Below are 24075 nucleotides of genomic sequence, written 5' to 3' on the forward strand. Positions count from 1 at the left end.
TTTTTAGTCCGCGGCTGTCCTTGGTGGTCTCGCCAAGTGGCTGTTTCGAGTAGAACACGGGAATCCTGGAGTACGTCATGAGTGCTTTTCACGACCTTAAGTTGACAGCCCTGGATGGTCAGGAGCTACCGCTGGCGCCTTTCAAGGGCCAAGTCGTGCTGGTGGTCAACGTCGCCTCCAAATGCGGCTTGACCCCTCAGTACGCGGCGCTGGAAAACCTCTATCAGCAATTCAAGGGCAAGGGCTTCAGTGTGCTGGGCCTGCCGTGCAACCAGTTCGCCGGCCAGGAGCCGGGCACCGAGCAGGAAATCAAAGAGTTCTGCAGCCTCAACTACGGCGTGACGTTTCCTTTGTCGAGCAAGCTCGAAGTCAACGGTCACGATCGTCATCAGCTCTACCGCTTGCTGGCGGGCGAGGGTGCGGAGTTTCCCGGTGACATCACCTGGAATTTCGAAAAGTTTCTGCTCGGCAAGGACGGCCGCGTGCTGGCCCGGTTCTCGCCGCGCACGGCGCCGGATGATCCGACCATTGTGCATGCGATTGAAAAAGCGCTGAGCTGACACAGCAAGATCAAAAGATCGCAGCCTTCGGCGGCGCCTGCAGGGGCTTGTCGGTGCTGAGATCTTTTCGTTTCTGATCCTTGATCACCCAAATCAATAATGCTGTTCAAGGCTTGTAACACTCCATATTATCGCCGTCATAAAGCCATTCCCTGCGGAGTTTCCAATGCCGGTCCAAGCCTTGTTCAAACCGTTCCACCTCGGTGCCCTCGAACTGCCGACTCGCGTGGTCATGGCGCCGATGACTCGCTCGTTTTCCCCGGGCGGCGTACCTAATTCGAAAGTCATCGAGTACTACCGTCGTCGTGCCGCGGCCGGCGTTGGCCTGATCATCACCGAAGGCACCACCGTCGCCCACATTGCCTCTAACGGCTATCCGAACGTGCCGCAATTCTTTGGCGACGCGCCATTGGCCGGCTGGAAGAAGGTCGTCGATGCGGTTCACGCCGAAGGCGGCAAGATCGTTCCGCAACTGTGGCATGTCGGCAGCGTACGTCGCATCGGTACCGAGCCGGATGCCAGCGTGCCGGGTTACGGTCCGTCGGAAAAACTCAAGGACGGTCAGGTCGTTGTGCACGGCATGACTAAACAAGACATTCAGGACGTGATCGCTGCGTTCGCCCAAGCGGCCAAAGACGCCAAAAGCATCGGCATGGACGGCGTGGAGATCCACGGCGCCCACGGTTATCTGATCGACCAGTTCTTCTGGGAAGGCAGCAACCAGCGCACCGATGAATACGGCGGCAGCCTGGCCAACCGTTCGCGTTTCGCCATCGAGCTGATTCAGGCAGTACGTGCAGCGGTCGGTGAAGGCTTCCCGATCATCTTCCGTTTCTCGCAATGGAAACAGCAGGACTACACGGCGCGTCTGGTGCAAACCCCGGAAGCGCTGGGTGAGTTCCTCAAGCCGCTGTCTGACGCCGGCGTGGATATTTTCCATTGCTCGACGCGCCGCTTCTGGGAGCCGGAGTTCGACGGTTCCGAACTGAACCTGGCCGGCTGGACCCGCAAGCTGACCGGCAAGCCGACCATCACCGTTGGCAGCGTCGGCCTGGATGGCGAGTTCCTGCAGTTCATGGTCAACACCGACAAGGTCGCGCAGCCGGCCAGTCTGGAGAACTTGCTGGAGCGTTTGAATAAGGAAGAGTTCGATCTGGTCGCGGTGGGGCGTGCGCTGCTGGTGGATCCGGATTGGGCGCAGAAAGTCCGCGAGGGGCGTGAACAGGACATTCTGCCGTTCAGCCGTGAGGCGTTGATGACGCTGGTTTAAGCGGCGCTCTCACTGACCCCTTCGCGAGCAAGCTCGCTCCCACAGGTTTCTCTGCTGTTCACAAAATTTGTGTTCACTGGAGATCCCCTGTGGGAGCGAGCTTGCTCGCGAAGGCGGTTCTAACGTCAGCAAAGAATCAGGGCAATGTCTGCGCATTCGGCACCACTTGCTCCCCCACACAAGCCCCGCGCAAATGCTTTTCAAACTGCTCGATAACCGCCGGCCAGCCCTGGCGACTTGCGTGCTGCCGCGCATTCAGGCGCACACAACGCAACGTCTCTTCTTCCTCCAGTAACCACGCCGCTGCTTCGCAAAAGGCCTGCTCATCGCCGGGCATGGCCAGCACGCCGTTGTAACCGTGGCGAATATGCTGCGCGGCAGCCGCCTGATCGTAAGCCACCACGCCAAGGCCTGAAGCCAAGGCTTCCAGCACGACATTGCCAAAGGTTTCGGTCAGGCTCGGAAACAGAAACATGTCACCGGATGCATAGTGCGCGGCCAACGCTTCGCCGCGCTGCGAACCGCAGAAAATCGCCTCGGGCAGGTCCTTTTCCAGGGCCGTGCGCTGCGGGCCGTCGCCGACCACGATCATTTTCAGATTGCGCTGTGGATAGGTGCTGCGCAGTTGTTCAAAGCTGCGTTTGAGCAGACCCAGGTTCTTCTCCGGCGCCAGTCGTCCTACGTGAATGACGGCAACGTCGTGCTCGCTCAGTCCCCATTGCTCACGCAGGGCGTTCAGGCGCTTGCTCGGATGAAACAACTGACTGTCGACACCGCGCGACAACAGCGCCAAACGCTCGAAATGCCGCCGCTCCAGTTCCAGGCGCTGGCTGACGCTCGGCACCAACGTCATGGCCGAGCGATTGTGAAACCAGCGCAGATAATGCGTGAGCATCCGCGTCAGCAGGCCGAGGCCGTACTGGCTGGTGTATTGCTGGAAATTGGTGTGAAAACCGCTGACCACCGATATCCCCAAACGGCGCGCCGCACGCAGTGCCGACAACCCCAGCGGGCCTTCCGTGGCGATGTACAGCACATCGGGGCGCTGACGTTTCCAGCGTCGCAGCAGTTTGTGCATCGACGACTGGCCCCATTGCAGCCCCGGATAACCCGGCAACGGCCAGCCGCGGCAGAGCAGCAGCGCGTCATCTTCACTGCGCTGCGGATCACCGGCCTGACGCGGGCGCACCAGTTCAACCTGGTGGCCGCGCGCGCGCAAGCCATCGCACAAGCGGCCAAGGGTATTGGCCACCCCGTTGATTTCCGGTGGGAAGGTTTCGCTGATCAGAGTGATATGTAGAGCTGTCGTCATGACCTCAGTGTCGACTGAGGCCATGTCGTCATTGTGTCGAGTTGATGATGGATTGATGACAGCCACTGGCCCCGCCGGGCTCAATATTTTCGCCAGTCGGTCGTTACCCTTGATTGAACGTTTGAACCAAGAAAATGGCTATGTCGGAAAATGTCTACGCGCCCCCTGAGGCGAATCTGTTGAACGAAGATGTGCAGGCTGCGGGATTTTACGTGGTCGCCCGGTGGAAATTCATTCTGCTGTCGGTGCTCAGTTTTGGCCTGTATTTCTATTATTGGTCGTACAAAAACTGGAGCCTGTACAAACAACGGACGCAGGAAGAGCTGTGGCCAGTGGCGCGCGGTATCTTCTATATATTTTTCGTGCACAGGCTGTATCGCCATGCAGACAAAATCATTCACGACAGCGGCCGAAAATCCAGCTGGGATCTTGAACAGTGGGCAACGGTGTTTGTTGTATTGACGTTGCTTGCAGTGGTGCTCGATAAACTATCGAGCCATTTCGAAGGCTTGTTGTACCTGAGTTTGTTTGCCACGGCACTGCTGCCGCTCAGGGCCTATGTCGCCAGTGAAGGCCAGCAACTGATCAACCTGGCCGCCAACGATCCGCAAGGCTTGGGCAACAACCGCCTGAATGCCTGGAATTTTTTGATCATCGTTCCAGGCATCGCCCTGTGGGCATTGGTGCTGATCGGGACGTGGAGCTTTCTCCACTGAAGCAGCGACAAAACAACAGCGTCTGGCTCAGGCCTTTTCCTGAGCCAGAACCTCGCCACCTCGCTCACGCACCCAGAACAACGTCGCTCCGGCCACTGCCGCCGGCATCATCAGGATGTTGACCACCGGAATCAGCAGCACCAGATAGACAATCCCGCCAAAACTCATGCTCTGCCAGCGCTTTTGCCGCAGCCAGGCGAGCATCTCGTTCCAGCCCAGTTTGTGGTTATCCGCCGGGTAGTCGATGTACTGGATCGCCATCATCCACACGCCGAACAACAGCCACAGCGGTGCAGCAATGATATTCACCACCGGGATGAACGAGAGGATGAACAGGCCGATCGCCCGGGGCAGGAAGTAGCCGAGCTTGCGCATTTCCCGGGCAAGGGTGCGCGGGATCATCGCGATCAGTTCGCCCCAGCTGAACGCCGGGAAATCATCAGTACCTCGCACCACCACTTCAACTTTTTCCGCGAGAAAACCGTTGAACGGCGCGGCGATGACGTTGGCCAGCATGGTGAAAGTGAAAAACACCATCAGTGCGACCAGCACCACAAACAACGGCCAAAGAATGTAGCTGAGGAAACTCAGCCACTCGGGTAGCGATGGCATCAGCGTATCGACCCACAGGCTGAACTGATGGCCGGCCAGATAGATCAATCCGACGAACAGCACCAGGTTGATCGCCAGTGGCAACAACACGAACAGGCGCAGGCCCGGGCTGAGAACCAGTTTGAGGCCTTCGCGCAGGTATTGCGGGCCGGACAGAACGGGTGCGGGCATAAGGTGCTCCGAGCAAGGGAAAACGCGCCGACCTTACCGACTTTGCACCAAGCGGGAAAGCGCGGCAGAGCGATCGACATTCACTGTAACAAAGACGTCCAACTCGTCAGTGTCTGCGCATAGAGACCACCTATGAGCTGGATTGTTAAACCGTATTTCCTTAATCTTGCCCCCCTCGATACGCTGCACCCAACTTTTTACAGGACTGTCGAGTTCATGCCTTCCCCAAGGTTATCCACAGTCCTTTTTTATTCCCGCCGGCAGTCCGGCGTTCCGCGCCAATGTTTCGGCCCGGTCAACAGGAGCAGGTCATGTCTGAAGTCCGTCATTCGCGAGTGATTATTCTCGGTTCCGGCCCTGCCGGTTATAGCGCTGCGGTCTACGCCGCCCGTGCCAACCTCAAGCCACTGCTGATCACCGGCATGCAGGCCGGCGGTCAACTGACCACCACGACCGAAGTCGACAACTGGCCGGGTGACGTTCACGGCCTGACCGGCCCGGCGCTGATGGAGCGGATGCGCGAGCACGCCGAGCGTTTCGAAACCGAGATCGTTTTCGATCACATCAACGCCGTGGACTTTGCCGCCAAGCCATACACCCTGACCGGCGACAGCGCGACCTACACCTGCGACGCCCTGATCATCGCCACCGGTGCCAGCGCTCGCTACTTGGGCCTGCCGTCGGAAGAGGCGTTCATGGGCAAAGGCGTTTCGGCTTGCGCGACCTGCGACGGCTTCTTCTACCGCAACAAGCCTGTTGCAGTGGTCGGCGGCGGCAACACCGCTGTTGAAGAAGCACTGTACCTGGCCAACATCGCCAGCACCGTGACCCTGATCCACCGTCGCGAAACCTTCCGCGCCGAGAAGATCCTGATCGACAAGCTCAACGCCCGTGTGGCCGAAGGCAAGATCATCCTCAAGTTGAACGCCAACCTCGACGAAGTGCTGGGCGACAACATGGGCGTGACCGGTGCGCGCCTGAAGAACAACGACGGCAGCTTCGACGAAATCAAGGTCGACGGCGTGTTCATCGCCATCGGCCACACCCCGAACACTTCGCTGTTCGAAGGCCAGTTGACCCTGAAAGACGGTTACCTGGTGGTGCAGGGCGGCCGCGATGGCAACGCCACTGCCACCAGCGTTGAAGGCATCTTCGCCGCCGGTGATGTGGCTGACCACGTTTACCGCCAGGCCATCACCTCGGCCGGCGCCGGCTGCATGGCGGCACTGGACACCGAGCGTTACCTGGACGGTCTGCAGAACGCTTCGTTCTAAATCGCAGGCACAAAAAAACCGGCTTCGGCCGGTTTTTTTATGCCCGTTATTTATGGCGCAACGCAGTTACATTGTAGGAATCAGCGACGGGTCAGGGGTTGAGCGGTGAATTTGACGCCGGCCAGCCCGTGCTGGATCAACGCCCTGATATTGCCGTGATCACTGCCCTCAGGCGTCGCCAGCACCGAGCGGTAATGCTCGCCGAACGCCAGCAGCGCTTCTTCGTCACTCAGACCTTCCAGCAGTGCCAGACCCAGGGTCTTGCACGAGCCTTCGTTCTGCCCGGCGGCGTTTTCCACGCCGCCGTTGTTGAATGCTTGCGGCTGGTAGTCGTAACCGGCGGCGATGATGGCCAGGGTGTCGGCGAAAACGTGTTCGCCGCTCTTGAGGCTGGCGCGCAGGGTATTCAAATCACTCATGGTTTTTTCCTTTGGCGAACGCCGCCTGTTGTTCGGCGTTGGCTTCTTGCTGGTATTGGGCTTTCCACTCGGCGTACGGCATGCCGTAAACCACTTCACGGGCGTCGTCGAGGCTGACCTCGATCTGGCGCTCGTCGGCTTCAGCCTTGTACCACTTGGACAGGCAGTTGCGGCAGAACCCGGCGAGGTTCATCAGGTCGATGTTCTGCACGTCCTTGCGGCCGTCCAGGTGGGCGACCAGCCGGCGGAAGGCGGCGGCTTCGAGTTCGAGGCGTTGTTGCTCAGTCATGGGAATCTCTGCGAGACAGCTTTGAGCGGCAAGCTTCAAGCTGCAAGATTGGATCGGGGTCGGCCGTTAGCTTAACGCTTGCAGCTCGAAGCTTGAAGCTCAGCGGCTTGCCGCGAGGGTGATCGACACCGATTCGGCAAAGCGCAGCGCGTGCGGCTTGTCGACTTCGACTTCGGCGTACAGCACCGACGTGTTGCTCATCACCAGATCGAGCAATTCCTGGGTCAGGCGCTCCAGCAACGCAAAGCGGTTGCCTTCGACGTGGGCGATGATCGCCTTGGTGATCGTGCGGTAGTTCAGCGCGTGATCAATATCGTTGTCGCGTACCGCTTCCTGCGCGGCGTACAGGATGGTCAGGTTGATCAGCACATCCTGCTTGTTGAGGATCTCGTCCTCATTGATCCCGATAAAGGTGCGCAAGCGCAGATCCTTGACCCGGATGCGCGCCATTCCTGGTTGAAGTTGTGGCATTTACTTGCTCCGTCCAATCAATTGCAGGAACTCCTGGCGGGTGTTGCTCGAGTCGCGAAAGGCGCCGAGCATGACCGAGGTGTTCATGGTTGAATTCTGTTTTTCGACACCGCGCATCATCATGCACATGTGTCTGGCCTCGATGACCACCGCGACACCGGCGGCGTCGGTGACCTGTTGCACCGCATCGGCAATCTGCCGGGTGAGGTTTTCCTGAATCTGCAGGCGTCGGGCGAACATGTCCACCAGTCGCGCAATCTTCGACAGCCCCAGCACCTTGCCTGTCGGAATATAAGCCACATGGGCCTTGCCGATGAAGGGCAGCAGGTGATGTTCGCACAATGAGTACAACTCGATGTCAGCGACGATGATCATCTCGTCGGTGTCCGAGGCAAACAGTGCGCCGTTGACGATCTCGTCGACGCTCTGCCCATAGCCGTGACACAGGTATTGCATGGCCTTGGCCGCACGCACCGGTGTGTCGAGCAATCCTTCGCGGTCGGGATCTTCACCGAGGCCAATCAGGATGTCGCGGTAGTGCTCGGGCAGGGAGCGGGTCATGGATCATCCTCGCAGCAAGGCTTACTTGACGTGCCTTCCGCCGTTGACGGTCAGGGTTGTGCCGGTGACATAAGGGTTGTCGAGCAGATAGCGCAGGCTCTGGTAGATCACTTCGCTGCCGGGCTCGATGCCCAGCGCGGATTTCGCCAGTGCCTTGGCACGGTACGCCGCATCGTCGTCGGGATTGAACAATAGCAGGGCCGGAGCGATACCGTTGACCTTGATCGCCGGCGCATAACGCGCGGCGAACGACAGCGTCAGGCTGTCGAGCCCGGCTTTGCTCGCGCAATAGCCAATGTGCTTGCTGCTGCCCTTGCGGGTGACGTCGTCACTGATGTGGATGATGTCCGCTGGCGTCGATTGCTTGAGCAGGTCGGCGCAGTGCAGATTGATCAGATACGGCGCAAGCATGTGCACGTTGATCATCCGCACGAAGGCTTCGGCTTCGTGGTCCGGGGTTTCCGCCCGCCATTCGGAGGCGTTGTGGACAATGGCGCGCAGACGGTCGGTGTGGGTTTTCAGTGCCTGGATGAAGGCGAGAATGCTGGCTTCGCTGGAAAAGTCCGCGAACACTGCGACGGCGCCCAGATCCCGCAATGCCTGCACCCCCGGACGTTCAGTGCGATAGGTGAAGATGACGCAGTGGCCGTCTTCAAGCAAACGTTGCGCGCAGTGCAAACCGACACGCTGGCCGGCACCGGTGATGAGAATCGGGGCGGAGGTTGAGGTCATGAACGGCTCACGTCGCAGTCAGAGCAAAAACTATAACAGCGACGTGCCTTGTACTCCTATTGCAGGACGAGCTTTGTGGCTTGAGTGGGAGCGGGGAGTCAACGGTTTTCAGATACCGGTTCCACCGGCAGTCGGCGTGCCGGAATGCTATTCAGCCAGCCGGCCAGCAACCGCGTCGACAGCGGAATGAAGAAGTAAACCATCAATGGCGTCAGGCACGCCGTGCTGATCAATACGCGCGGCAGCAGGCCCATTGGCGCGAGCGCAGGGCCCAGCACGAAATTGAACAGCAATGACACGGGAAAGAATGCCAGCCAGATGGCGACAGCCTGCTTCCAGCGCGGCGGACGCTGGCCGGCGGCGCCGAACCAGCCTTCGATGCCGCTGACCCGGTGTTCTTTCGGGTGGGCAAACAGATCGCTGCCGCGTTCCAGCCAGGCGGTGCGCGACGCCGAGTGCTCCCATGCATGCAGGGTCTGCTCGTCGACAAAGCGGAAAATGATCTGGAATTCGTTGTCGCCGGGTGGAGGCGCCAATACACCGGAGCCGAGGTAACCGGGAAAGTCGGTCGCCAGTTGTTCGCCTTCACGAAGCCAGGCGATCAGGTCCTGATAGCGACCATCAGCAACGCGACGCGCGACCATCAGCGTAACGGGGGAAGTAGACATTATGTATCTCCGTATTTCGAATGCGTCACTCCGGGTAGGAATTTCGCCTGACGCAGGCCGGGGTAGAGGCCTGCGTTTTGCAACAAGCAAGGATTATTCCTGAATTTAGCGATTTAACCAGCGACTTTCGTCGCAGATCGACACTTGAACGCAATCAGGTGTGCGGGGTTAGAATAGGATCCAATTAAATAGTATGGACGTAGATGCAGAATGCCTGTCATGACGGACCTTAGCCCTGTTTCCCAGGCATCTGTTGCGCTTGAGCGCGAAGACCTGTTTCCCATACGTGAGGTCTCGCGCCTGACGGGCGTCAACCCGGTGACCCTGCGTGCCTGGGAACGGCGCTATGGTCTGATTCAGCCCACGCGCACCGAAAGTGGGCATCGGCTGTATTCGATGACCGATATCGAGCGTGTTCGCAACATTGTCGAATGGATCGACCGCGGGGTGGCCGTCAGCAAAATCGGCAAGATCCTCGCCAAGACCGAGCCCTTGAAAGCGCTGGCGCACATTATTCCCGATGATCTGGTCCAGGCCGACTACCAGCAATGGCAGCACCAGTTGCAGAGTGCCGTGAGTGCGTTCGACGACATCGAGCTGGATCGGGTCTATGGGCAGATCTTTTCCTCGTACGCGTTGCCGGTGGTGTTCCAGGACATTCTGATGCCGCTGTGGCGGCAACTGTTGCAGCGTCAGGAAGCGTTCGGGCAAACCAGCGAGTGGCTGTTTCTGGATGGCTATCTGCGCTCACGGGTGTTGCAGCGAATCATCGTGTTGCGTGGCTCACAACCGCGCAAGATCATCGTCAGTGCCTTGGCCGGTCAGTGTCGTGAACTCGAGTTGCTGGTGGCCGCGCTGTTTCTCAGCAGCAGTGAATCCGGTGTGCGGGTATTGACCACCGGCCAGCCGTTCGACGAATTGACCCTGGTCTGCGAGAAAATCAAACCGCAGGTTCTGGTGCTGTTTTCCAATCACGCGCCGGGTGCCGAATTGCCAAGGCGTTTGAACCGCCTGGCATTGAGTCTCGATTGTCAGTTGCTGCTGGCGGGGGATGCGTCGGATCTGGCGCAGGACAGTCTGGCGGGCAGCTCGATCGGCTGTATTGGCAACGAAGGGGCAACCATGCGTCAGCGTCTGAACCAGTTTCTCTCGGGGACACTCGATACCTGAAATCAGGTGTGCAGGGCGGGGTGGGTCAAACGATGTTGTTGCAGGATGAACTGGCGCAGACGCTCGGTTTCATCGGCATCGGTCTGACTCAGTTCGTAGGCGTAGAAACCGTGCTCGGTTTCACGCTCGAAGTTGCCACGCAATGAAATCCGCTCATACCCCGAGGGGCTGAACCACAGGGCGAAATGCTTGGGCGGTTTGGTCTTGTTGCGCATCTCCAGCAGCACGCCTTTGTGCGAAACCTCGTGCACCCACATCGTTCCCGGCTGGCCTTTGGCGTTTTCCAGAGCCACCGGTTCTTCCAGCGTCAGGCGCCACGGGCGCACCATCGGTCCGTCTTCGTAAATGCTCGGCACACCCAGACGCAGATGCAGCGCGTGAAACTCGTCTTCGACCAGATGCAACGGGAAGGTCATCTGTTGGTTTTCGAAGTTGGCCTGAATGGTGACTTGCTCATGAGCGGCCAGGCGCGTGAGCAAATCACGAATCTGCGAACCACCATTGACCAGCAGGCTCGACGTTGCATCCCGCACATTGAGTTGCGGGTTGTGCTGCATGGTCTGGATGAAATCCAGCTCATCCTGGGTCAGGAGGGCGTCGCGCTGCATGGTTAGCTCGAAGGGAATAGTTACAAAGTCATTGGTGATTGTAGTTAATGACCATTAGTTCGCAGTTTTGTTTGCGCCGTTCGTCGCTTTCACCGCTGCCAGTTCGGTTTGCAGAGCGGCGACCTGGGCCTCCAATTGTGCAACACGCTGTTGCGCCTTGACCTGCACCGTCACGTCTTTTTGCACGCCGACGAAATAGGTCTGCCCGTCATCGGCGTTTTTCACCGTCGACAGTGACAGTTCATTCCAGAATGGCGTGCCGTCCTTGCGATAGTTGCGCAGGATCTCGCGGCACGCTCCACCGTTGCGCAGGGTGTCGCGAATCAGCGCCAGGTTTTCCTGGTCACGGTCTCCAGACTGCAGGAAGCGGCAGTCCTGATAGAGAATTTCCTCGCTGGTGTAGCCGGTCAGGCGCTCAAAAGCGGGGTTCACATAAATCAGGATATTGTCCTGCTCACCTTCCTTTTCGGCGACCACGATCCCGTCATTCGATGCGTTGATCACCATTTGCAGCAAACTGGCGTTGATCATCTTTGAATCCTTTCAGAGTTATCAGTGGCAGGCATTCTAGAAGATCGGTAGAGGCTGTCTATAGGCCATCAGCCCCTATTGAGAGCCAATCGTAACTTCGGCGTCCAGACTGTTACTATCGCCGCTCTTTTTTTCAGTTTCAGGATCAGATTGATGAAAGTCGCCATCCTCTCCGGTTCGGTCTACGGCACCGCCGAAGAAGTCGCCCGCCACGCTCAGAACTTGCTGAAAGAAGCCGGTTTTGAAACCTTCTACAACGCCCGCGCCAGTCTGGCCGATATCCAGGCGTTCGGCCCGCAAGCGTTTCTTGCCGTGACCTCGACCACCGGCATGGGCGAGTTGCCAGACAACCTGCAACCGCTGTACTCGACGATTCGCGATCAATTGCCCGCCGCGTGGCGTGGTTTGCCGGGCGCGGTGATCGCCTTGGGCGACGCCAGTTATGGCGACACGTTCTGCGGCGGCGGTGAGCAAATACGTGAGTTGTTTGCCGAGTTGGGCGTGCGTGAAGTGCAAGACATGCTGCGCATCGACGCCAGCGAAAGCGTCACCCCGGAAACCGACTCAGAGCCTTGGCTGGCGGAGTTGATCGCTGCACTCAAGGGTTGATCCCGCGCTCGCGCAACAGCGCCAGCCATGCCTGAGCCGCTTTTGACAGATAAGCCCCCTGGCGCCAGATGAACGCGATGTCCCAGCGCAGATAATCCGGCGCCCGCAAGGTCAGGCGCACCACGCCTGGCCGCACCAGACCGCGCGCCACCACGCTGGGCAACAGCACCACGCCTTGTCCGGCGGCCACCAGTGCGGCGAGAAAATCCGCCTGACCGCTGCGGCCTCCTTCTTTCGGGGTAAAGCCCATTTGCTGGCAGGCCTGCAGTAAACGGTCGTTGAGCACGAAGCTGCGCTGGTACAGCAGGAAGGGCGTATCGGCCAATTCTTCCAGGCCAATCTCGCCGTGTGCAGCCAATGGGTGATCAGCGGGCAGCAAGGCGTCCAGTCGCTCATCACAAAAAGGCTGACAGTCGAACTGTGGGTCCTTGGGCAACAGACTGCCGCCCAGTTCCAGTTCACCGTTCAACACCGCTTGCTCGATATGGCGGCTACCGCCTTCAAGCAACTGAATACTGATGTTCGGATAACGCCGCCGGTATTCGGCAAACACCCCGGCAAACAGCGCATCGCTGCCCAATAGCGGCAAGCCCAGGCGCAACTCGCCGCGCGCCAGATGGCTGAGATCATCCAGTTCGTTCAGCAGCTCATTGCGCAAACGCAACATGCCTTCGGCCCGTTGCAGCACCACGCTGCCGGCGGCTGTCAGGCGCAGGTGTGAACCGAGCCGTTCGAGCAGCGGAGTGCCAAGGCTCTGTTCCAGTTGGGCCACCTGCTTGCTCACCGCTGACTGGCTGATGTGCAAGGTTTTTGCGGCTTGGGTAAAACCGCCCTGGTGCATGACTTCGACGAAGCTGCGCAGTTGTTTGAATTCCATAGCTGTGATTCCAAAGTGGAATGGCTGCAAGTCTAACAATTCGCTTTTGGGATGGCAGGCCGATTCGTAAAATAACGGCCTGTCAGGAGCAAAAGCATGAATACCGTCGCCCTCAAACACCTTTTCCGTCTGCTCGCCGAACTCGCCGTGTTGCTGAGTCTTTATCTGCTCGGTTGCCAGTTGGCCGCGTGGCTGGCGTGGCCGATTCCCGGTGGCGTCATCGGCATGGCCCTGTTGCTGCTGGCGTTCGCCTGCGGCTGGGTGAAACCGGCGGCGCTGCAATTGGGCGCCGGATTGCTGATGGCGGAAATGCTGTTGTTCTTTATTCCGGCGTTGATGAGCCTGCTCGATTACGGCGCGCTGCTGCGCCATGACGGCTGGCGCATCCTGTTGGTGATCGCCGCCAGTACCTTGATGGTGATGCTGGTCACCGCGTTCACCGTGGAACTGGCCGTGCGCATGAGGCGTTCCCATGAAGCTTGAATGGATGCCGATGTTCTGGCTCGTCTTCACTCTGTTGGCGTACCTGTTCAGCCGCTGGATTTATCGACGCACCGGACGCTACGTGCTGTCGCCGCTGATTCTGGTGCCGGGGTTGTTGCTGGCGCTTGCGGTGCCGCTGCACACCGCGTATGCCGAATATGCGAGCAACACCCATTGGCTGATGCTTGTACTGGGGCCGGTGACTGTGGCCTTCGCCGTGCCGATCTGGCAGCAACGGCGATTGTTGATGCGGCATTGGTCGGCGTTGCTGCTCGGCATGGTCGCCGGCAGTGCGGCGTCGATCGCCACCTCGTTCGGTCTGGCCAGGGCGCTGGCGCTGGACAGTTCGGTGACCCTGTCGCTGGTGCCTCGTTCGATCACCACGCCATTCGCCATGCCACTGGCGCAGGATCTCGGTGGCGTGCCGGAACTGACGGCGGTGTTCGTGATGTTTACGGGCGTGTTCGGCGCCATGCTCGGCGGCGTTCTGTTGAAGTGGTTGCCGTTGCGCAGTGCGCTCGCACGCGGCGCCTTGTTCGGTGTCGGCGCCCACGGTGCCGGGGTCAGCCGGGCGCACGAAGTCGGCGGTGAAGAAGGTTCTGTCGCCGGGCTGGTGATGGTGCTTACCGGGCTGTTGAATCTGTTTGCCGCGCCTTTGCTGGCGTCGTTGCTTTGACATGGATCCAAGGTGTTTGCATGGCTGACCCGCTCAGTCATCAAGCTGGCTGGCAATGCAACTACACGATCCTTTGCGCCTGACTAGACTGCTGACACGTGCAGAACAATAAGAACGCAGAGGTGCATACAGTGAGCGTAGCCCCCGTCCAATCGTCCCTTAATGTCAAAGACCAGGTCAGTGCTGCCGAGTGGCAGACCCGTGTCGATCTCGCCGCCTGTTATCGTCTGGTCGCGCTGCATGGCTGGGACGATCTGATCTTCACCCACATTTCCGCCAAGGTCCCGGGCACCGAAGATTTCCTGATCAATCCGTTCGGCCTGATGTTTCACGAGATCACTGCCTCAAGCCTGGTGAAAGTCGACCAGGCCGGCAACAAACTCATGGACAGTCCCTACGAAATCAACCCGGCCGGCTACACGATCCACAGCGCCGTGCACGAAGTGCGGCACGATGTGGTTTGCGTGCTGCATACGCACACCGCCTCCGGTGTTGCGGTGTCGGCGCAAAAGCAGGGCGTGTTGCCGATCAGTCAGCAGTCGCTGTTTGTCCTTTCGAGCCTTGCGTATCACGCTTATGAAGGGGTCGCGCTGAATCACGAAGAGAAGGCGCGGTTGCAGGCCGACCTCGGCGAAAGCAATTTCCTGATGTTGCATAACCACGGTCTGCTGACCTGCGGTGGCACCATCGCCGATACCTTTCTGATGATGTTCACCTTCCAGCGCGCCTGCGACATTCAGGTCATGGCGCAGACCGGCGGGGCGCAACTGATCGCCATCGAACCGCAGATTCTGGCGGGCGCCAAAGCGATGATCGCCGGCGTCACCAAAAGCGCTCAAGGCATGGGTGGCGCGCTGGCCTGGCCGGCGCTGCTACGCAAACTCGATAAACAAGACCCCGGATATAAACTCTAATGCCTCTTGCCGAGATTCCTCTGTGTGTCTGGCGTAAACGCAGCCAGACGTTTGTCTTTCGTGGGCATTCGATCCGCTACTGGGTGGCGGGGCAGGGTGAACCGCTGCTGTTGATCCACGGTTTTCCGACCGCCAGTTGGGATTGGCATTACCTGTGGCAGCCATTGGCTCAGCGATATCGGGTGATTGCCTGTGACATGCTCGGTTTCGGCGATTCGGCCAAACCCCTGAATCACACCTACAGCCTGTTGGAGCAGGCGGATCTGCAGCAGGCCTTGCTCGTGCATTTGCAGGTCGAGCAACCGGTGCATGTGCTGGCACACGATTACGGCGACAGCGTCGCTCAGGAACTGCTCGCCCGTCATGGCGAAGGCACGTTCGAGATGGCCAGTTGTGTATTTCTCAACGGCGGCCTGTTCCCGGAAACCCATCGCCCGGTGTTGATGCAGAAGTTACTGCTCAGCCCGCTGGGCTGGATGATCGGGCGCGCGTTCACCCGCGACGCACTGGTGAAAAGCTTCCGCCAGATCTTCGGTCCGCAGACCGCTCCGAGTGAAAGTGAGCTGGACGATTTCTGGAGTCTGATCGACAGCAATCACGGGCCATGGATCATGCACAAGCTGATCGGCTACATTCCCGAACGTCGCATGCAACGTGATCGCTGGGTCGCTGCGATGCAACGTGGTGAAGTGCCGATGCGGGTGATTGATGGCGAGTTCGATCCGATCTCCGGTGCGCACATGGTCGAGCGTTACCGCGTACTGATTCCGGACGCCGACACGGTGTTGCTGCCAGGCATCGGCCACTATCCGCAGACCGAAGCGCCGGTGCAGGTGCTCAAGCACTATCTGGCGTTCCGAGATCGCCTGGTGTTGCCGCCGCGCAAGGTGGCGTGTTCATGAAATCTCCGTTCGCTTGAGCGAACGGTTGTGGCGAGGGAGCTTGCCGCACCGTCCCGCTTGGCTGCGCCGCCGTCGTAATCTTCTGGCCCTTTTCAATTGCGAGCGCAGGATCGGGGGCTGCTCCGCGCCCCGGCGGAAGCAGGCGCCTTCGCCACAGGGTGTCTCATCCTTTTCACTATCCCCCAACCTTATCGCGCACCATTCAGCCTCAGCCGTGTTCATTGTGACCCGAAGCCCCGTGCCTGACACTCGGGGTCAATGTCCCATTGGCCTGCTGGAGTTGCCCCGATGAATGAGTCTGTGCGTTTCGAAGATAAAGTCGTGATCGTCACCGGAGCCGGTGGTGGCCTCGGACGGGCTCACGCGCTGCTGTTCGCCAGACAAGGCGCCAAAGTGCTGGTCAACGACCTTGGCGGCTCGACTCAGGGCGAAGGCGCCAACGCTTCCGCCGCTGATCGCGTGGTGGCGGAAATCCGCGAGGCCGGCGGCATTGCCGAAGCCAACCACGACTCCGTCACCGACGGCGACAAACTGGTGCAGAACGCCCTCGATGCCTTCGGTCGCGTCGATGTGGTGGTCAACAACGCCGGGATCCTGCGCGACAAGACCTTTCACAAGATGGACGATGCCGACTGGGATCTGGTCTATCGCGTCCATGTCGAAGGCGCTTACAAAGTCACCCGCGCCGCATGGCCGCACCTGCGCGAGCAAAACTACGGCCGGGTGATCTTCACCGCCTCGACCTCGGGCATCTACGGCAACTTTGGCCAGTCCAACTACGGCATGGCCAAGCTCGGCCTCTACGGCCTGACGCGCACGCTGGCCATCGAGGGTCGCAAGAACAACATCCTGGTCAACGCCATCGCGCCTACCGGCGGCACGCGCATGACCGAAGGCTTGATCCCGCCGCAAGTATTCGAGCAATTGAAGCCAGAACTGGTCAGCCCGCTGGTGGTGTATCTGGCCAGCGAGCAATGCCAGGAAACCTCCGGGCTGTTCGAGGTCGGTGGCGGCTGGATGGGCAAGGTGCGCTGGGAGCGCAGCCTCGGGGCCGGGTTTGATCCGCGGGTGGGTTTCTCGCCGGAAGATGTCGCGGCGCACTGGCAGCAGATTTGCGATTTCGAGGGGGCGGCGCATCCGAAGGACAATATTGAGGCGCTGAAGGAAATGATGGCGAATTTGCAGAAGTATTCGCTTTAAGAGGGGAGGCCACCAGGTTTGGGCTTGGTGGCCTGCGTTGCTACTTAAGAATACGTGTTGTCAGTCATGAATCTGGGCGCTCGCCAGTTAGGCCCTTTGACGGCGACTGGTCCGCTGCCATTGGCTAAAATGCCTCGCTCGAAGAGTCGTGCATAGGTTTCAAGCAATTCGCCGCTTGCAATAACTTCGGACCTGTAGCGTCCGAACATTCTGTCTAGGGATGGTATAGCGGAGCCGAGTGCGAACACGGTTAGTACATCTTCTACAGATTCATTTTTTACTATTTGCTCGACGATGCTCATTGCTGACCTCCTTTCAACAGATTCTTGAAAAACACTTCATCTTGCTTGCGGATTTCATCAAGCATCAGGGGTGGAGGTCTTTGCATATTCATGTCCTTTTGAATGTGCGTGATAACTTGCTGGCAAGTCAGCGCGGCCGATAGTGACGTCCGTGTCACCAGCGAGTGATTGAGGTGTTTCAAGTTACATCAGAGTCGCTGTTACAAAATCTGAGAAGCCCGTAAGTAACAGGGTGTTGTTTTGAGAGGATTTTCGCCGACTAATCACAAAGCGGGGAGAATTCGCCTACGCAGCAGGAAAGGTCCGACGTTGTTCTCGGAAAGTGTTTGCAGGTCTTAGGGAATGGTTTTTCAACAGCCATAAAAAAGGCCGCTGCAAACGCAGCGGCCAAGGTAAGACGTTGGATCAAGGAGCTACAAATCAACGTCAGTGAACACCGGGGCGATGAACCGACATCTCGATTCATCTGAAATCTGTTGCCAGTCGCTTCCATGACTCAGCGTAGCTGGCTTCGTGCTTTTCGGCGTATTGCCTGAAAGCGCGCTCAGAATAAGGTGTTGAGCCTGTAGGAAAAATACCGATCTCTGACATGCACTGTTACGGGGCATGTAACAGTCATCTCGCCCCACCGGCTTCATGCGCGGTACTGATGATCCTCCATCCAGCCAATCCATGGCTCGCGCAAAGGCCCGTTCCGCAAGGGCATTCATCCTTTCGAGCGACAACACGAATACCTCCTTGGTGCGCTTATCGACCCGGTCACCCGGCAGTAGGGTGGGGCCTTCTGTCACTCACCGGGGAAGACGCATGACAACAAAAACAATGCGCGCCATCTTCACACCGCAGGCGCTGGCAGCCGCGGTGGCTTTGGGTTGCTGTGCTCAGGCGCAGGCGGTTTCGTTCAATATCGGGGAAATCGAGGGGACGTTCGACTCGTCGCTGTCGATCGGTGCGAGTTGGGGCATGCGCGATGCCGACAAGTCGCTGGTCGGCACAGTCAACGGTGGGACCGGACAATCCTCGACCGGTGATGACGGACGCTTGAACTTCAAGAAGGGTGAGACCTTTTCGAAGATCTTCAAAGGCATCCACGACCTCGAATTGAAGTACGGCGACACCGGTGTGTTCGTGCGTGGCAAGTATTGGTACGACTTCGAACTCAAGGACGAAGACCGCGAGTTCAAGCCGATCAGCGACAGCGGCCGCAAGGAAGGCGCGAAGTCCTCCGGGGCGCAGATTCTCGATGCGTTCGTTTATCACAACTATTCCATCGCGGACTTGCCGGGCACTGTGCGCGCCGGCAAGCAAGTGGTCAGTTGGGGTGAAAGTACCTTCATCGGCAACTCGATCAACAGCATCAACCCGATCGACGTTTCGGCGTTTCGGCGCCCCGGTGCCGAGATCAAGGAAGGCCTGATTCCGGTGAACATGCTGTTCGGCTCGCAAAGCCTCACCGACAAACTCTCGGTGGAAGGTTTCTATCAACTGGAGTGGGATCAGACGGTTCTCGACAACTGCGGCACGTTCTTCGGTGTCGATGTGGCGTCGGACGGGTGCAATAACAACTACACCGTCGGCAGCCCTGCGATTGCACCGTTTGTGCCGTTGACCCAAGCCTTTGGTCAAGGCATTCAGGTAACTCGCGAAGGCGTGGTGGTACCCCGTGGCGGCGACCGCGATGCACGGGATTCCGGCCAGTGGGGCACGGCATTGCGCTGGCTCGGTGACGACACCGAGTACGGCCTCTACTTCATGAATTACCACAGCCGCACACCCACGGTGGGGACCACCACCGCGGGGCTTTCGACCCTGGCGGCATTGCCGGGTATGGTCGGCATCGCCAACCGTCTGGCCCCCGGCAGCGGTTCGGGACTGGCGCAAAGTGTGATGCTCGGACGTGGCCAGTACTACCTCGAATACCCTGAAGACATTCGTCTGTACGGTGCGAGTTTTTCGACCACGTTGCCGACCGGCACCGCGTGGACCGGCGAGATCAGCTACCGGCCCAACGCTCCGGTGCAGGTCAACACCAACGACCTGACACTGGCGCTGCTAAACCCGATTGCCGGCGGTGCCGCGTCACCGATCGCCACCACACCGGGTTCTGACAACAAGGGCTATCGCCGTAAAGAAGTCACGCAAATCCAGAGCACACTCACGCACTTCTTCGATCAGGTCTGGGGCGCTCAACGTCTGACCCTGGTGGGTGAAGCCGCGGTGGTGCGGGTCGGCGGCCTGGAGTCGCGCAACAAGCTGCGTTATGGCCGTGACTCGGTGTATGGGCAGTACGGTTTCGGCGGCGATACCGACGGTTTCGTCACCTCGACCTCATGGGGCTATCGCGCGCGGGCCATCCTCGATTACGCCAACGTGATCGGCGGGATCAACCTCAAACCCAACCTGTCCTGGTCGCATGACGTTGCCGGTTACGGCCCCAACGGCCTGTTCAACGAAGGCGCGAAAGCGATCAGCGTCGGCGTCGATGCCGACTACCGCAACACCTACACCGCAAGCCTGAGTTACACCGACTTTTTCGGCGGTGACTACAACGTCCTCGAAGACCGTGACTTCGTGGCCCTGAGCTTCGGCGTGAACTTCTGATCTGCCCGAGAAGGATGAATGCAATGCGCAAAATGATTCTGCAATGTGGTGTCCTCGCCCTCAGTCTGCTGGCGGCCAACGTGATGGCGGCGGTGTCGTCGGATGAGGCCAACAAGCTGGGTACCAGCCTCACTCCGCTGGGTGCCGAGAAGGCCGGCAACGCTGACGGCTCGATTCCGGCCTGGACCGGCGGCATTCCGAAAAATGCCGGGGCGGTAGACAGCAAAGGCTTCCTCGCTGACCCGTTTGCCAATGAAAAACCTTTGTTCACCATTACCGCGGCGAACGTCGATCAGTACAAAAGCAAGCTCTCCGACGGCCAGGTGGCGATGTTCAAACGTTACCCGGAAACCTACAGGATCCCGGTCTACCCGACCCACCGCACGGTCGCGGTGCCGCCGGAAATCTATGAGTCGGCCAAGCGCAGCGCACTCAACGTGACCAGCATCAATGAGGGCAACGGCCTGGCCAATTTCACCGGCAACCGTTATTACGCGTTTCCGATTCCGAAGAATGGCGTTGAGGTGTTGTGGAACCACATCACCCGCTATCACGGTGGCAACCTGCGGCGGATCATCACTCAGGTGACGCCACAGACCAATGGCAGCTACACGCCGATCCGGTTCGAAGAGGAGATCGCCGTGCCGCAACTGATGAAGGATCTCGATCCGGAAAAAGCCGCCAATGTCCTGACCTTCTTCAAGCAGTCGGTGACTGCGCCGGCACGTCTGGCCGGTAACGTACTGCTGGTGCACGAGACCCTCGATCAGGTGAAGGAGCCGCGTCTGGCATGGATCTACAACGCCGGTCAGCGCCGGGTGCGCCGCGCACCGCAAGTGGCCTATGACGGCCCGGGCACTGCGGCTGATGGCCTGCGCACGTCGGACAACTTCGACATGTTCTCCGGCGCCCCGGATCGCTACGACTGGAAACTGGTCGGCAAGAAGGAAATGTACATTCCGTACAACAGCTACAAGCTCGATTCGCCGAAGCTCAAGTACGACGACATCGTCAAGGCCGGGCATATCAATCAGGATCTGACGCGTTATGAACTGCACCGCGTGTGGGAAGTGATCGGCACGGTCAAACCGAGCGAGCGGCACATCTACGCCAAGCGCCACATGTACATCGACGAAGACAGCTGGCAGGTGGCTCTTGCCGACCACTATGACGGTCGCGGGCAACTGTGGCGTGTCGCCGAGGGGCATGCTCAGTACTACTACGATCACCAGGCCCAGGCCTACACCCTCGAGGCGCTCTACGACATCATTGCCGGCCGTTACATTGCACTGGGGATGAAGAACGAAGAGAAGCACAGCTTCGAATTCGGCTTCGAAGCCAAGGCGGCCGACTACACGCCATCGGCCCTGCGCGCTGAGGGTGTACGGTAATTCGTCGAATACAGCCGTGAACCTGTGGCGAGCTCCCTCGCCACAGCGGTTCGGTTCAGATGATCAGAATAAGACCAGGTGGTCGCGTTTTTATGGCCGCCAATCAGCGTGCTGAATACTCGTCAACAAGCGGTCTGGAGAGGGCTAGGGTGAACCCACAACTATAAAAAGGCTCACCCGATGACCGCCATGACGCTGTGTCTGGATCGCCCCGGATTTTTACCCAGACTCTCCTCCCATCATCAATCGCGCCCGCGCTTGAGTGAGCCATTGCTGGCCTCGGTGGCGCGGGTCAGGCTGATTTGCGCCCCCGCTGGCAGTGGCAAAAGCGCGCTGCTGACCGAGTGCTTGCTCCAGGCACCTGTGGCGTGCGAGGTGCGTTGGTTGCCAATGGCGGGCGTCACGCTGAGTGTCGGCGAATTCTGCCAGCGTCTGACCCAGGCGCTGGGGCTGGCGGAGTGCGTTGATGAGTCGGGTTTGATCACGACCCTGGCGCATTGGTCGACACCCACATGGCTGTTTATTGATGACTTCGCTCGACTGCCGGATCCGGCGCTGGACGCTTTGCTCGATCGCCTGTTGGCTGTCAGCAGTCCGGCGCTGATCTGGTGGATCGGTACGCGCCGACGTCCACAATGCAATTGGCCGCGACTGCTGCTTGGCGATGAATTGTACGAGTGTGAAAGCACGACACTGGCGCTGACGCAACACGAGATCGCCGGTGCCTTGCGGCATCTGGCGCCGGAACAGGCTGGCCATGTCGCCACGCGCATCGTCCAGCGCACCGGTGGCTGGTGCGCCGGTGTGCGCATGGCACTGCTGCAGAAGTGCGACTGGTCGCAAAGCATTCAGCCGCAACAGCGCGTCGACACCTTGCTCGATTATCTGCAACACGAACTCTTCAGCAGCCTCACCCCGGAGTTGACCGAGGCGTGGCGGGTACTGGCGCATCTGCCGCGCTTCAATGCCGAACTGTGTGAGCACTTGTTGGGTGCCGGGGAGGGCGCGCAACATCTGCGCACGCTGCATGCGCTTGGCTGTTTTATCGAGCCGTGGAATGACTCGCCGCACTGGTTACAGATCTTTGCGCCGCTGGCCCGGGTCATGCGCGAGGAACAATGGCCCTCGGCCCGCTCCTGGCACCGTCGGGCCTGCCAGTGGTTCAGTGCCGAGCAGGACTGGCGCTCGGCCTTCGAGCAAGCGCTCCTGGCCGAGGAGTACGAGACGGCGGTCAGCCTTTTGCAGCATTTCAACTTCGAGCACCTGTTCGAAGAACAAACGGTGGTGCTGTTGCTGCGCCTGCATGAATGCCATAGCGAAGAGCTGACCCTGAGCACCCCCCAGTTGATCGGTTTGATCACCGCCGCTTTGCTCTTTGCCGGTCGTTTTGAACAGGCGGCACATTGTATCGGGCAGCTGTCGCGGTTCATGCCGCAACCCTCGGCTCAACAAGAGAAACAACTGATCGCGCGTTGGCAGATGCTGCAAGGGTGGTTGATGCATTTGCAGGGACAAATGGCTCCGGCGCGGGAATATTTTCGACAAGCGTTGGACGAACTGGCTGTCGATGCCTGGCCGGCAAGGTTGCTGTGCCTGTCGGGGCAGACCCAACAGGCGTTGTTGTGTGGTGACCTCGAACTGGCCCATGGCATCAATCGGGAGGCCCTATGCCTGGCCCGTGCTCAAGGCTCGCTGCTGTTCGAAGGTCTGCTTGAACTCGACCATGCTCAGGTGCTTGAGCAGCGTGGCGCGCCGGCAAGGGCCGAAAATCTGTTACTGAGCATCGAGCAATTGCTTTCTCACAGAGCCGAGCGCCCCACGCCATTGCTGGGCCGCATCGCATTGCGTCGAGGTCGGCTGGCCTTGTACATGGGGCGCGAGCAACAGGCAGCAGATTTTTTTTGCAAGGGGATAGAGGACTGCCTGCGCAGTCACGACAAACGCGTGTTGTATGGCTATTTGGGCCAGGCACAACTGGCGGCCAATCGAATGGACTATGCCCAGGCGTTCGAACGTCTGCGTGAGGCCGAGAGGGTAATGCAGCAACGGCAGATACCGGACACGGTCTACCGCGGAGCGCTTTTGCAACTCAGCAGCCAGTTCTGGTTGCAGCAGGGGCGGCCGCAGTTGGCACAAGAAGCGTTGAGCCGGGTATTGCGGCACTATCAACCACCCGAGGCGCTGCAGGCACCTCCCGCCACTGTGGAGTTAATCCCGCGCATTCAATACTTGTTGATACTGGCCAAGGCTTATATGCATTGTGAAGAAGATCTATTGGGCCAGCTCGAGCCGCTGCTGAAACAAGCGCAGAGCGGCGGAGCTTTGACACTGGAAGCGGAATTGCATTTTGCGTTGGCCGAAGTGGCATCGCTGCAGCAACAGCCATTCCGGCTGATCGAACACCGGGAACTTGGTTGCAGGATTGTGCAACGAGCGAACCTGGATGGCGTGCGGCATCAGTTCTCTTTACTTCCTTCGAATTTTTTTCCTGAAGAAAAAGAGGTTTTTTTAGCCAGTTCCGAAAGTTTTGAGTGTGCCAGCGTGCTCAGTCGGCGAGAGCAGCAGGTGTTGGAGCTTGTTGCGTTGGGTGATTCCAATCGGCAAATCGCGGAGAAACTTTTCCTTTCGTTGCACACTGTAAAAACTCATGTGCGAAGAATATATACAAAGTTGGCGGTGGAACGCCGGACTCACGCAGTAGCCAAGGCGAGATTGCTTGGCTTTAAGTTGTAAATAAAACACGGCAGAGTGGCTTT

The 24075-nt window shown here is 59.1% G+C and carries 27 protein-coding genes; 14 read left to right on the forward strand and 13 right to left on the reverse strand.

Annotation, left to right across the window (positions count from 1 at the left end; genetic code table 11):
- The first annotated feature begins 77 nt into the window (after nt 1-77).
- Nucleotides 78-560, forward strand: coding sequence for a glutathione peroxidase (locus tag HV782_RS05475; RefSeq protein WP_123464702.1), 483 nt, complete (start codon nt 78-80; stop codon nt 558-560).
- 166 nt (nt 561-726) lie between these two features.
- Nucleotides 727-1830 (forward strand): NADH:flavin oxidoreductase, encoded by a 1104-nt coding sequence (locus tag HV782_RS05480; RefSeq protein WP_186745579.1) that lies wholly within the window; start codon nt 727-729, stop codon nt 1828-1830.
- A gap of 136 nt (nt 1831-1966) precedes the next feature.
- Here the strand turns inward: HV782_RS05480 and HV782_RS05485 are convergent, their stop codons facing one another.
- Complete coding sequence (locus tag HV782_RS05485; protein ID WP_123464706.1) at nt 1967-3166, reverse strand: glycosyltransferase family 4 protein; 1200 nt, start codon at nt 3164-3166, stop codon at nt 1967-1969.
- Nucleotides 3167-3282: 116 nt separating this feature from the next.
- Between HV782_RS05485 and HV782_RS05490 the strand changes: the two genes are divergently transcribed.
- Entirely contained in the window at nt 3283-3858 is a 576-nt protein-coding gene (locus HV782_RS05490) for a hypothetical protein (protein ID WP_186745577.1), read from the forward strand.
- A 27-nt stretch (nt 3859-3885) separates the two neighbouring features.
- Here HV782_RS05490 and cysZ read toward each other — a convergent pair whose 3' ends face one another.
- Nucleotides 3886-4641 (reverse strand): sulfate transporter CysZ, encoded by a 756-nt coding sequence (cysZ, locus tag HV782_RS05495; protein ID WP_186745575.1) that lies wholly within the window; start codon nt 4639-4641, stop codon nt 3886-3888.
- A 311-nt stretch (nt 4642-4952) separates the two neighbouring features.
- On the opposite strand from cysZ, the gene trxB reads away from it, so the two are divergent.
- Nucleotides 4953-5915: a thioredoxin-disulfide reductase gene (gene trxB / locus HV782_RS05500; protein ID WP_003221727.1), complete on the forward strand. Its 963-nt coding sequence runs from the start codon at nt 4953-4955 to the stop codon at nt 5913-5915.
- An 80-nt stretch (nt 5916-5995) separates the two neighbouring features.
- On the opposite strand, the gene HV782_RS05505 is transcribed toward trxB, so the two are convergent.
- The 6 genes from HV782_RS05505 to HV782_RS05530 form a co-directional block, all read right to left on the reverse strand.
- Entirely contained in the window at nt 5996-6334 is a 339-nt protein-coding gene (locus tag HV782_RS05505) for a HopJ type III effector protein (protein ID WP_186745573.1), read from the reverse strand.
- Complete coding sequence (locus tag HV782_RS05510; RefSeq protein ID WP_186745571.1) at nt 6327-6623, reverse strand: DUF1244 domain-containing protein; 297 nt, start codon at nt 6621-6623, stop codon at nt 6327-6329. The genes HV782_RS05505 and HV782_RS05510 overlap by 8 nt, the downstream gene beginning before the upstream one ends.
- A 99-nt stretch (nt 6624-6722) precedes the next feature.
- A complete protein-coding gene (gene folX / locus HV782_RS05515; protein ID WP_123464716.1) occupies nt 6723-7094 on the reverse strand; it encodes a dihydroneopterin triphosphate 2'-epimerase in 372 nt (123 codons plus the stop codon).
- Nucleotides 7095-7655, reverse strand: a complete 561-nt coding sequence (folE, locus tag HV782_RS05520; RefSeq protein WP_123464717.1) for a GTP cyclohydrolase I FolE — start codon at nt 7653-7655, stop codon at nt 7095-7097. It lies immediately after the preceding gene.
- A gap of 21 nt (nt 7656-7676) precedes the next feature.
- Entirely contained in the window at nt 7677-8387 is a 711-nt protein-coding gene (folM, locus tag HV782_RS05525) for a dihydromonapterin reductase (protein ID WP_128615113.1), read from the reverse strand.
- A gap of 98 nt (nt 8388-8485) precedes the next feature.
- Nucleotides 8486-9055, reverse strand: a complete 570-nt coding sequence (locus HV782_RS05530) for an antibiotic biosynthesis monooxygenase (protein ID WP_128615112.1) — start codon at nt 9053-9055, stop codon at nt 8486-8488.
- A gap of 210 nt (nt 9056-9265) precedes the next feature.
- Between HV782_RS05530 and HV782_RS05535 the strand changes: the two genes are divergently transcribed.
- Nucleotides 9266-10225 carry a MerR family transcriptional regulator gene (locus HV782_RS05535; protein WP_123464723.1) on the forward strand — a complete coding sequence of 320 codons (960 nt, stop codon included), beginning with the start codon at nt 9266-9268 and terminating at the stop codon, nt 10223-10225.
- Between the two features lie 2 nt (nt 10226-10227).
- Here HV782_RS05535 and HV782_RS05540 read toward each other — a convergent pair whose 3' ends face one another.
- Together HV782_RS05540 and HV782_RS05545 are read right to left on the reverse strand one after the other, a co-directional pair.
- Entirely contained in the window at nt 10228-10833 is a 606-nt protein-coding gene (locus tag HV782_RS05540; RefSeq protein ID WP_123464725.1) for a hypothetical protein, read from the reverse strand.
- 54 nt (nt 10834-10887) lie between these two features.
- The gene (locus HV782_RS05545) at nt 10888-11364 is read right to left on the reverse strand and encodes a PAS domain-containing protein (protein ID WP_186745569.1); all 477 of its coding nucleotides are present in this window, start codon (nt 11362-11364) and stop codon (nt 10888-10890) included.
- Between the two features lie 153 nt (nt 11365-11517).
- Here HV782_RS05545 and HV782_RS05550 point away from each other — a divergent pair, with 153 nt between their 5' ends.
- Nucleotides 11518-11973 carry a flavodoxin gene (locus HV782_RS05550; protein WP_186745567.1) on the forward strand — a complete coding sequence of 152 codons (456 nt, stop codon included), beginning with the start codon at nt 11518-11520 and terminating at the stop codon, nt 11971-11973.
- Here HV782_RS05550 and HV782_RS05555 read toward each other — a convergent pair.
- Nucleotides 11963-12850: a LysR family transcriptional regulator gene (locus tag HV782_RS05555; RefSeq protein WP_186745565.1), complete on the reverse strand. Its 888-nt coding sequence runs from the start codon at nt 12848-12850 to the stop codon at nt 11963-11965. The two genes, HV782_RS05550 and HV782_RS05555, sit on opposite strands and share 11 nt — an antisense overlap.
- A gap of 96 nt (nt 12851-12946) precedes the next feature.
- On the opposite strand from HV782_RS05555, the gene HV782_RS05560 reads away from it, so the two are divergent.
- The 5 genes from HV782_RS05560 to HV782_RS05580 all read left to right on the forward strand — a co-directional run bounded on the left by HV782_RS05560 (nt 12947) and on the right by HV782_RS05580 (nt 17025).
- A complete protein-coding gene (locus tag HV782_RS05560; RefSeq protein ID WP_123464733.1) occupies nt 12947-13333 on the forward strand; it encodes a CidA/LrgA family protein in 387 nt (128 codons plus the stop codon).
- Complete coding sequence (locus tag HV782_RS05565; RefSeq protein ID WP_128615109.1) at nt 13323-14009, forward strand: LrgB family protein; 687 nt, start codon at nt 13323-13325, stop codon at nt 14007-14009. The genes HV782_RS05560 and HV782_RS05565 overlap by 11 nt, the downstream gene beginning before the upstream one ends.
- A 131-nt stretch (nt 14010-14140) precedes the next feature.
- Nucleotides 14141-14923: a class II aldolase/adducin family protein gene (locus HV782_RS05570; RefSeq protein ID WP_128615108.1), complete on the forward strand. Its 783-nt coding sequence runs from the start codon at nt 14141-14143 to the stop codon at nt 14921-14923.
- Nucleotides 14923-15825, forward strand: a complete 903-nt coding sequence (locus tag HV782_RS05575; RefSeq protein WP_128615107.1) for an alpha/beta fold hydrolase — start codon at nt 14923-14925, stop codon at nt 15823-15825. The genes HV782_RS05570 and HV782_RS05575 overlap by 1 nt, the downstream gene beginning before the upstream one ends.
- 288 nt (nt 15826-16113) lie before the next feature.
- The gene (locus HV782_RS05580; protein ID WP_123464741.1) at nt 16114-17025 is read left to right on the forward strand and encodes an SDR family oxidoreductase; all 912 of its coding nucleotides are present in this window, start codon (nt 16114-16116) and stop codon (nt 17023-17025) included.
- Nucleotides 17026-17069: 44 nt separating this feature from the next.
- Here HV782_RS05580 and HV782_RS05585 read toward each other — a convergent pair whose 3' ends face one another.
- Nucleotides 17070-17327: an immunity protein gene (locus HV782_RS05585; RefSeq protein WP_186745563.1), complete on the reverse strand. Its 258-nt coding sequence runs from the start codon at nt 17325-17327 to the stop codon at nt 17070-17072.
- A gap of 807 nt (nt 17328-18134) precedes the next feature.
- On the opposite strand from HV782_RS05585, the gene HV782_RS05590 reads away from it, so the two are divergent.
- Nucleotides 18135-19928: a DUF1302 domain-containing protein gene (locus HV782_RS05590; RefSeq protein WP_123464747.1), complete on the forward strand. Its 1794-nt coding sequence runs from the start codon at nt 18135-18137 to the stop codon at nt 19926-19928.
- A 23-nt stretch (nt 19929-19951) separates the two neighbouring features.
- On the forward strand, nt 19952-21319 hold the full coding sequence (locus tag HV782_RS05595) for a DUF1329 domain-containing protein (RefSeq protein WP_186745560.1): 1368 nt from the start codon (nt 19952-19954) through the stop codon (nt 21317-21319).
- A 242-nt stretch (nt 21320-21561) separates the two neighbouring features.
- Here the strand turns inward: HV782_RS05595 and HV782_RS28525 are convergent, their stop codons facing one another.
- Nucleotides 21562-21804, reverse strand: a complete 243-nt coding sequence (locus tag HV782_RS28525; RefSeq protein ID WP_225931059.1) for a hypothetical protein — start codon at nt 21802-21804, stop codon at nt 21562-21564.
- 241 nt (nt 21805-22045) lie between these two features.
- Between HV782_RS28525 and HV782_RS05600 the strand changes: the two genes are divergently transcribed.
- Complete coding sequence (locus tag HV782_RS05600; RefSeq protein ID WP_225931060.1) at nt 22046-24052, forward strand: LuxR C-terminal-related transcriptional regulator; 2007 nt, start codon at nt 22046-22048, stop codon at nt 24050-24052.
- Nucleotides 24053-24075 lie beyond the last annotated feature (23 nt).

The sequence above is a fragment of the Pseudomonas monsensis genome (assembly GCF_014268495.2).
In the GTDB taxonomy this organism is placed as follows: Bacteria; Pseudomonadota; Gammaproteobacteria; order Pseudomonadales; family Pseudomonadaceae; genus Aquipseudomonas; species Aquipseudomonas monsensis.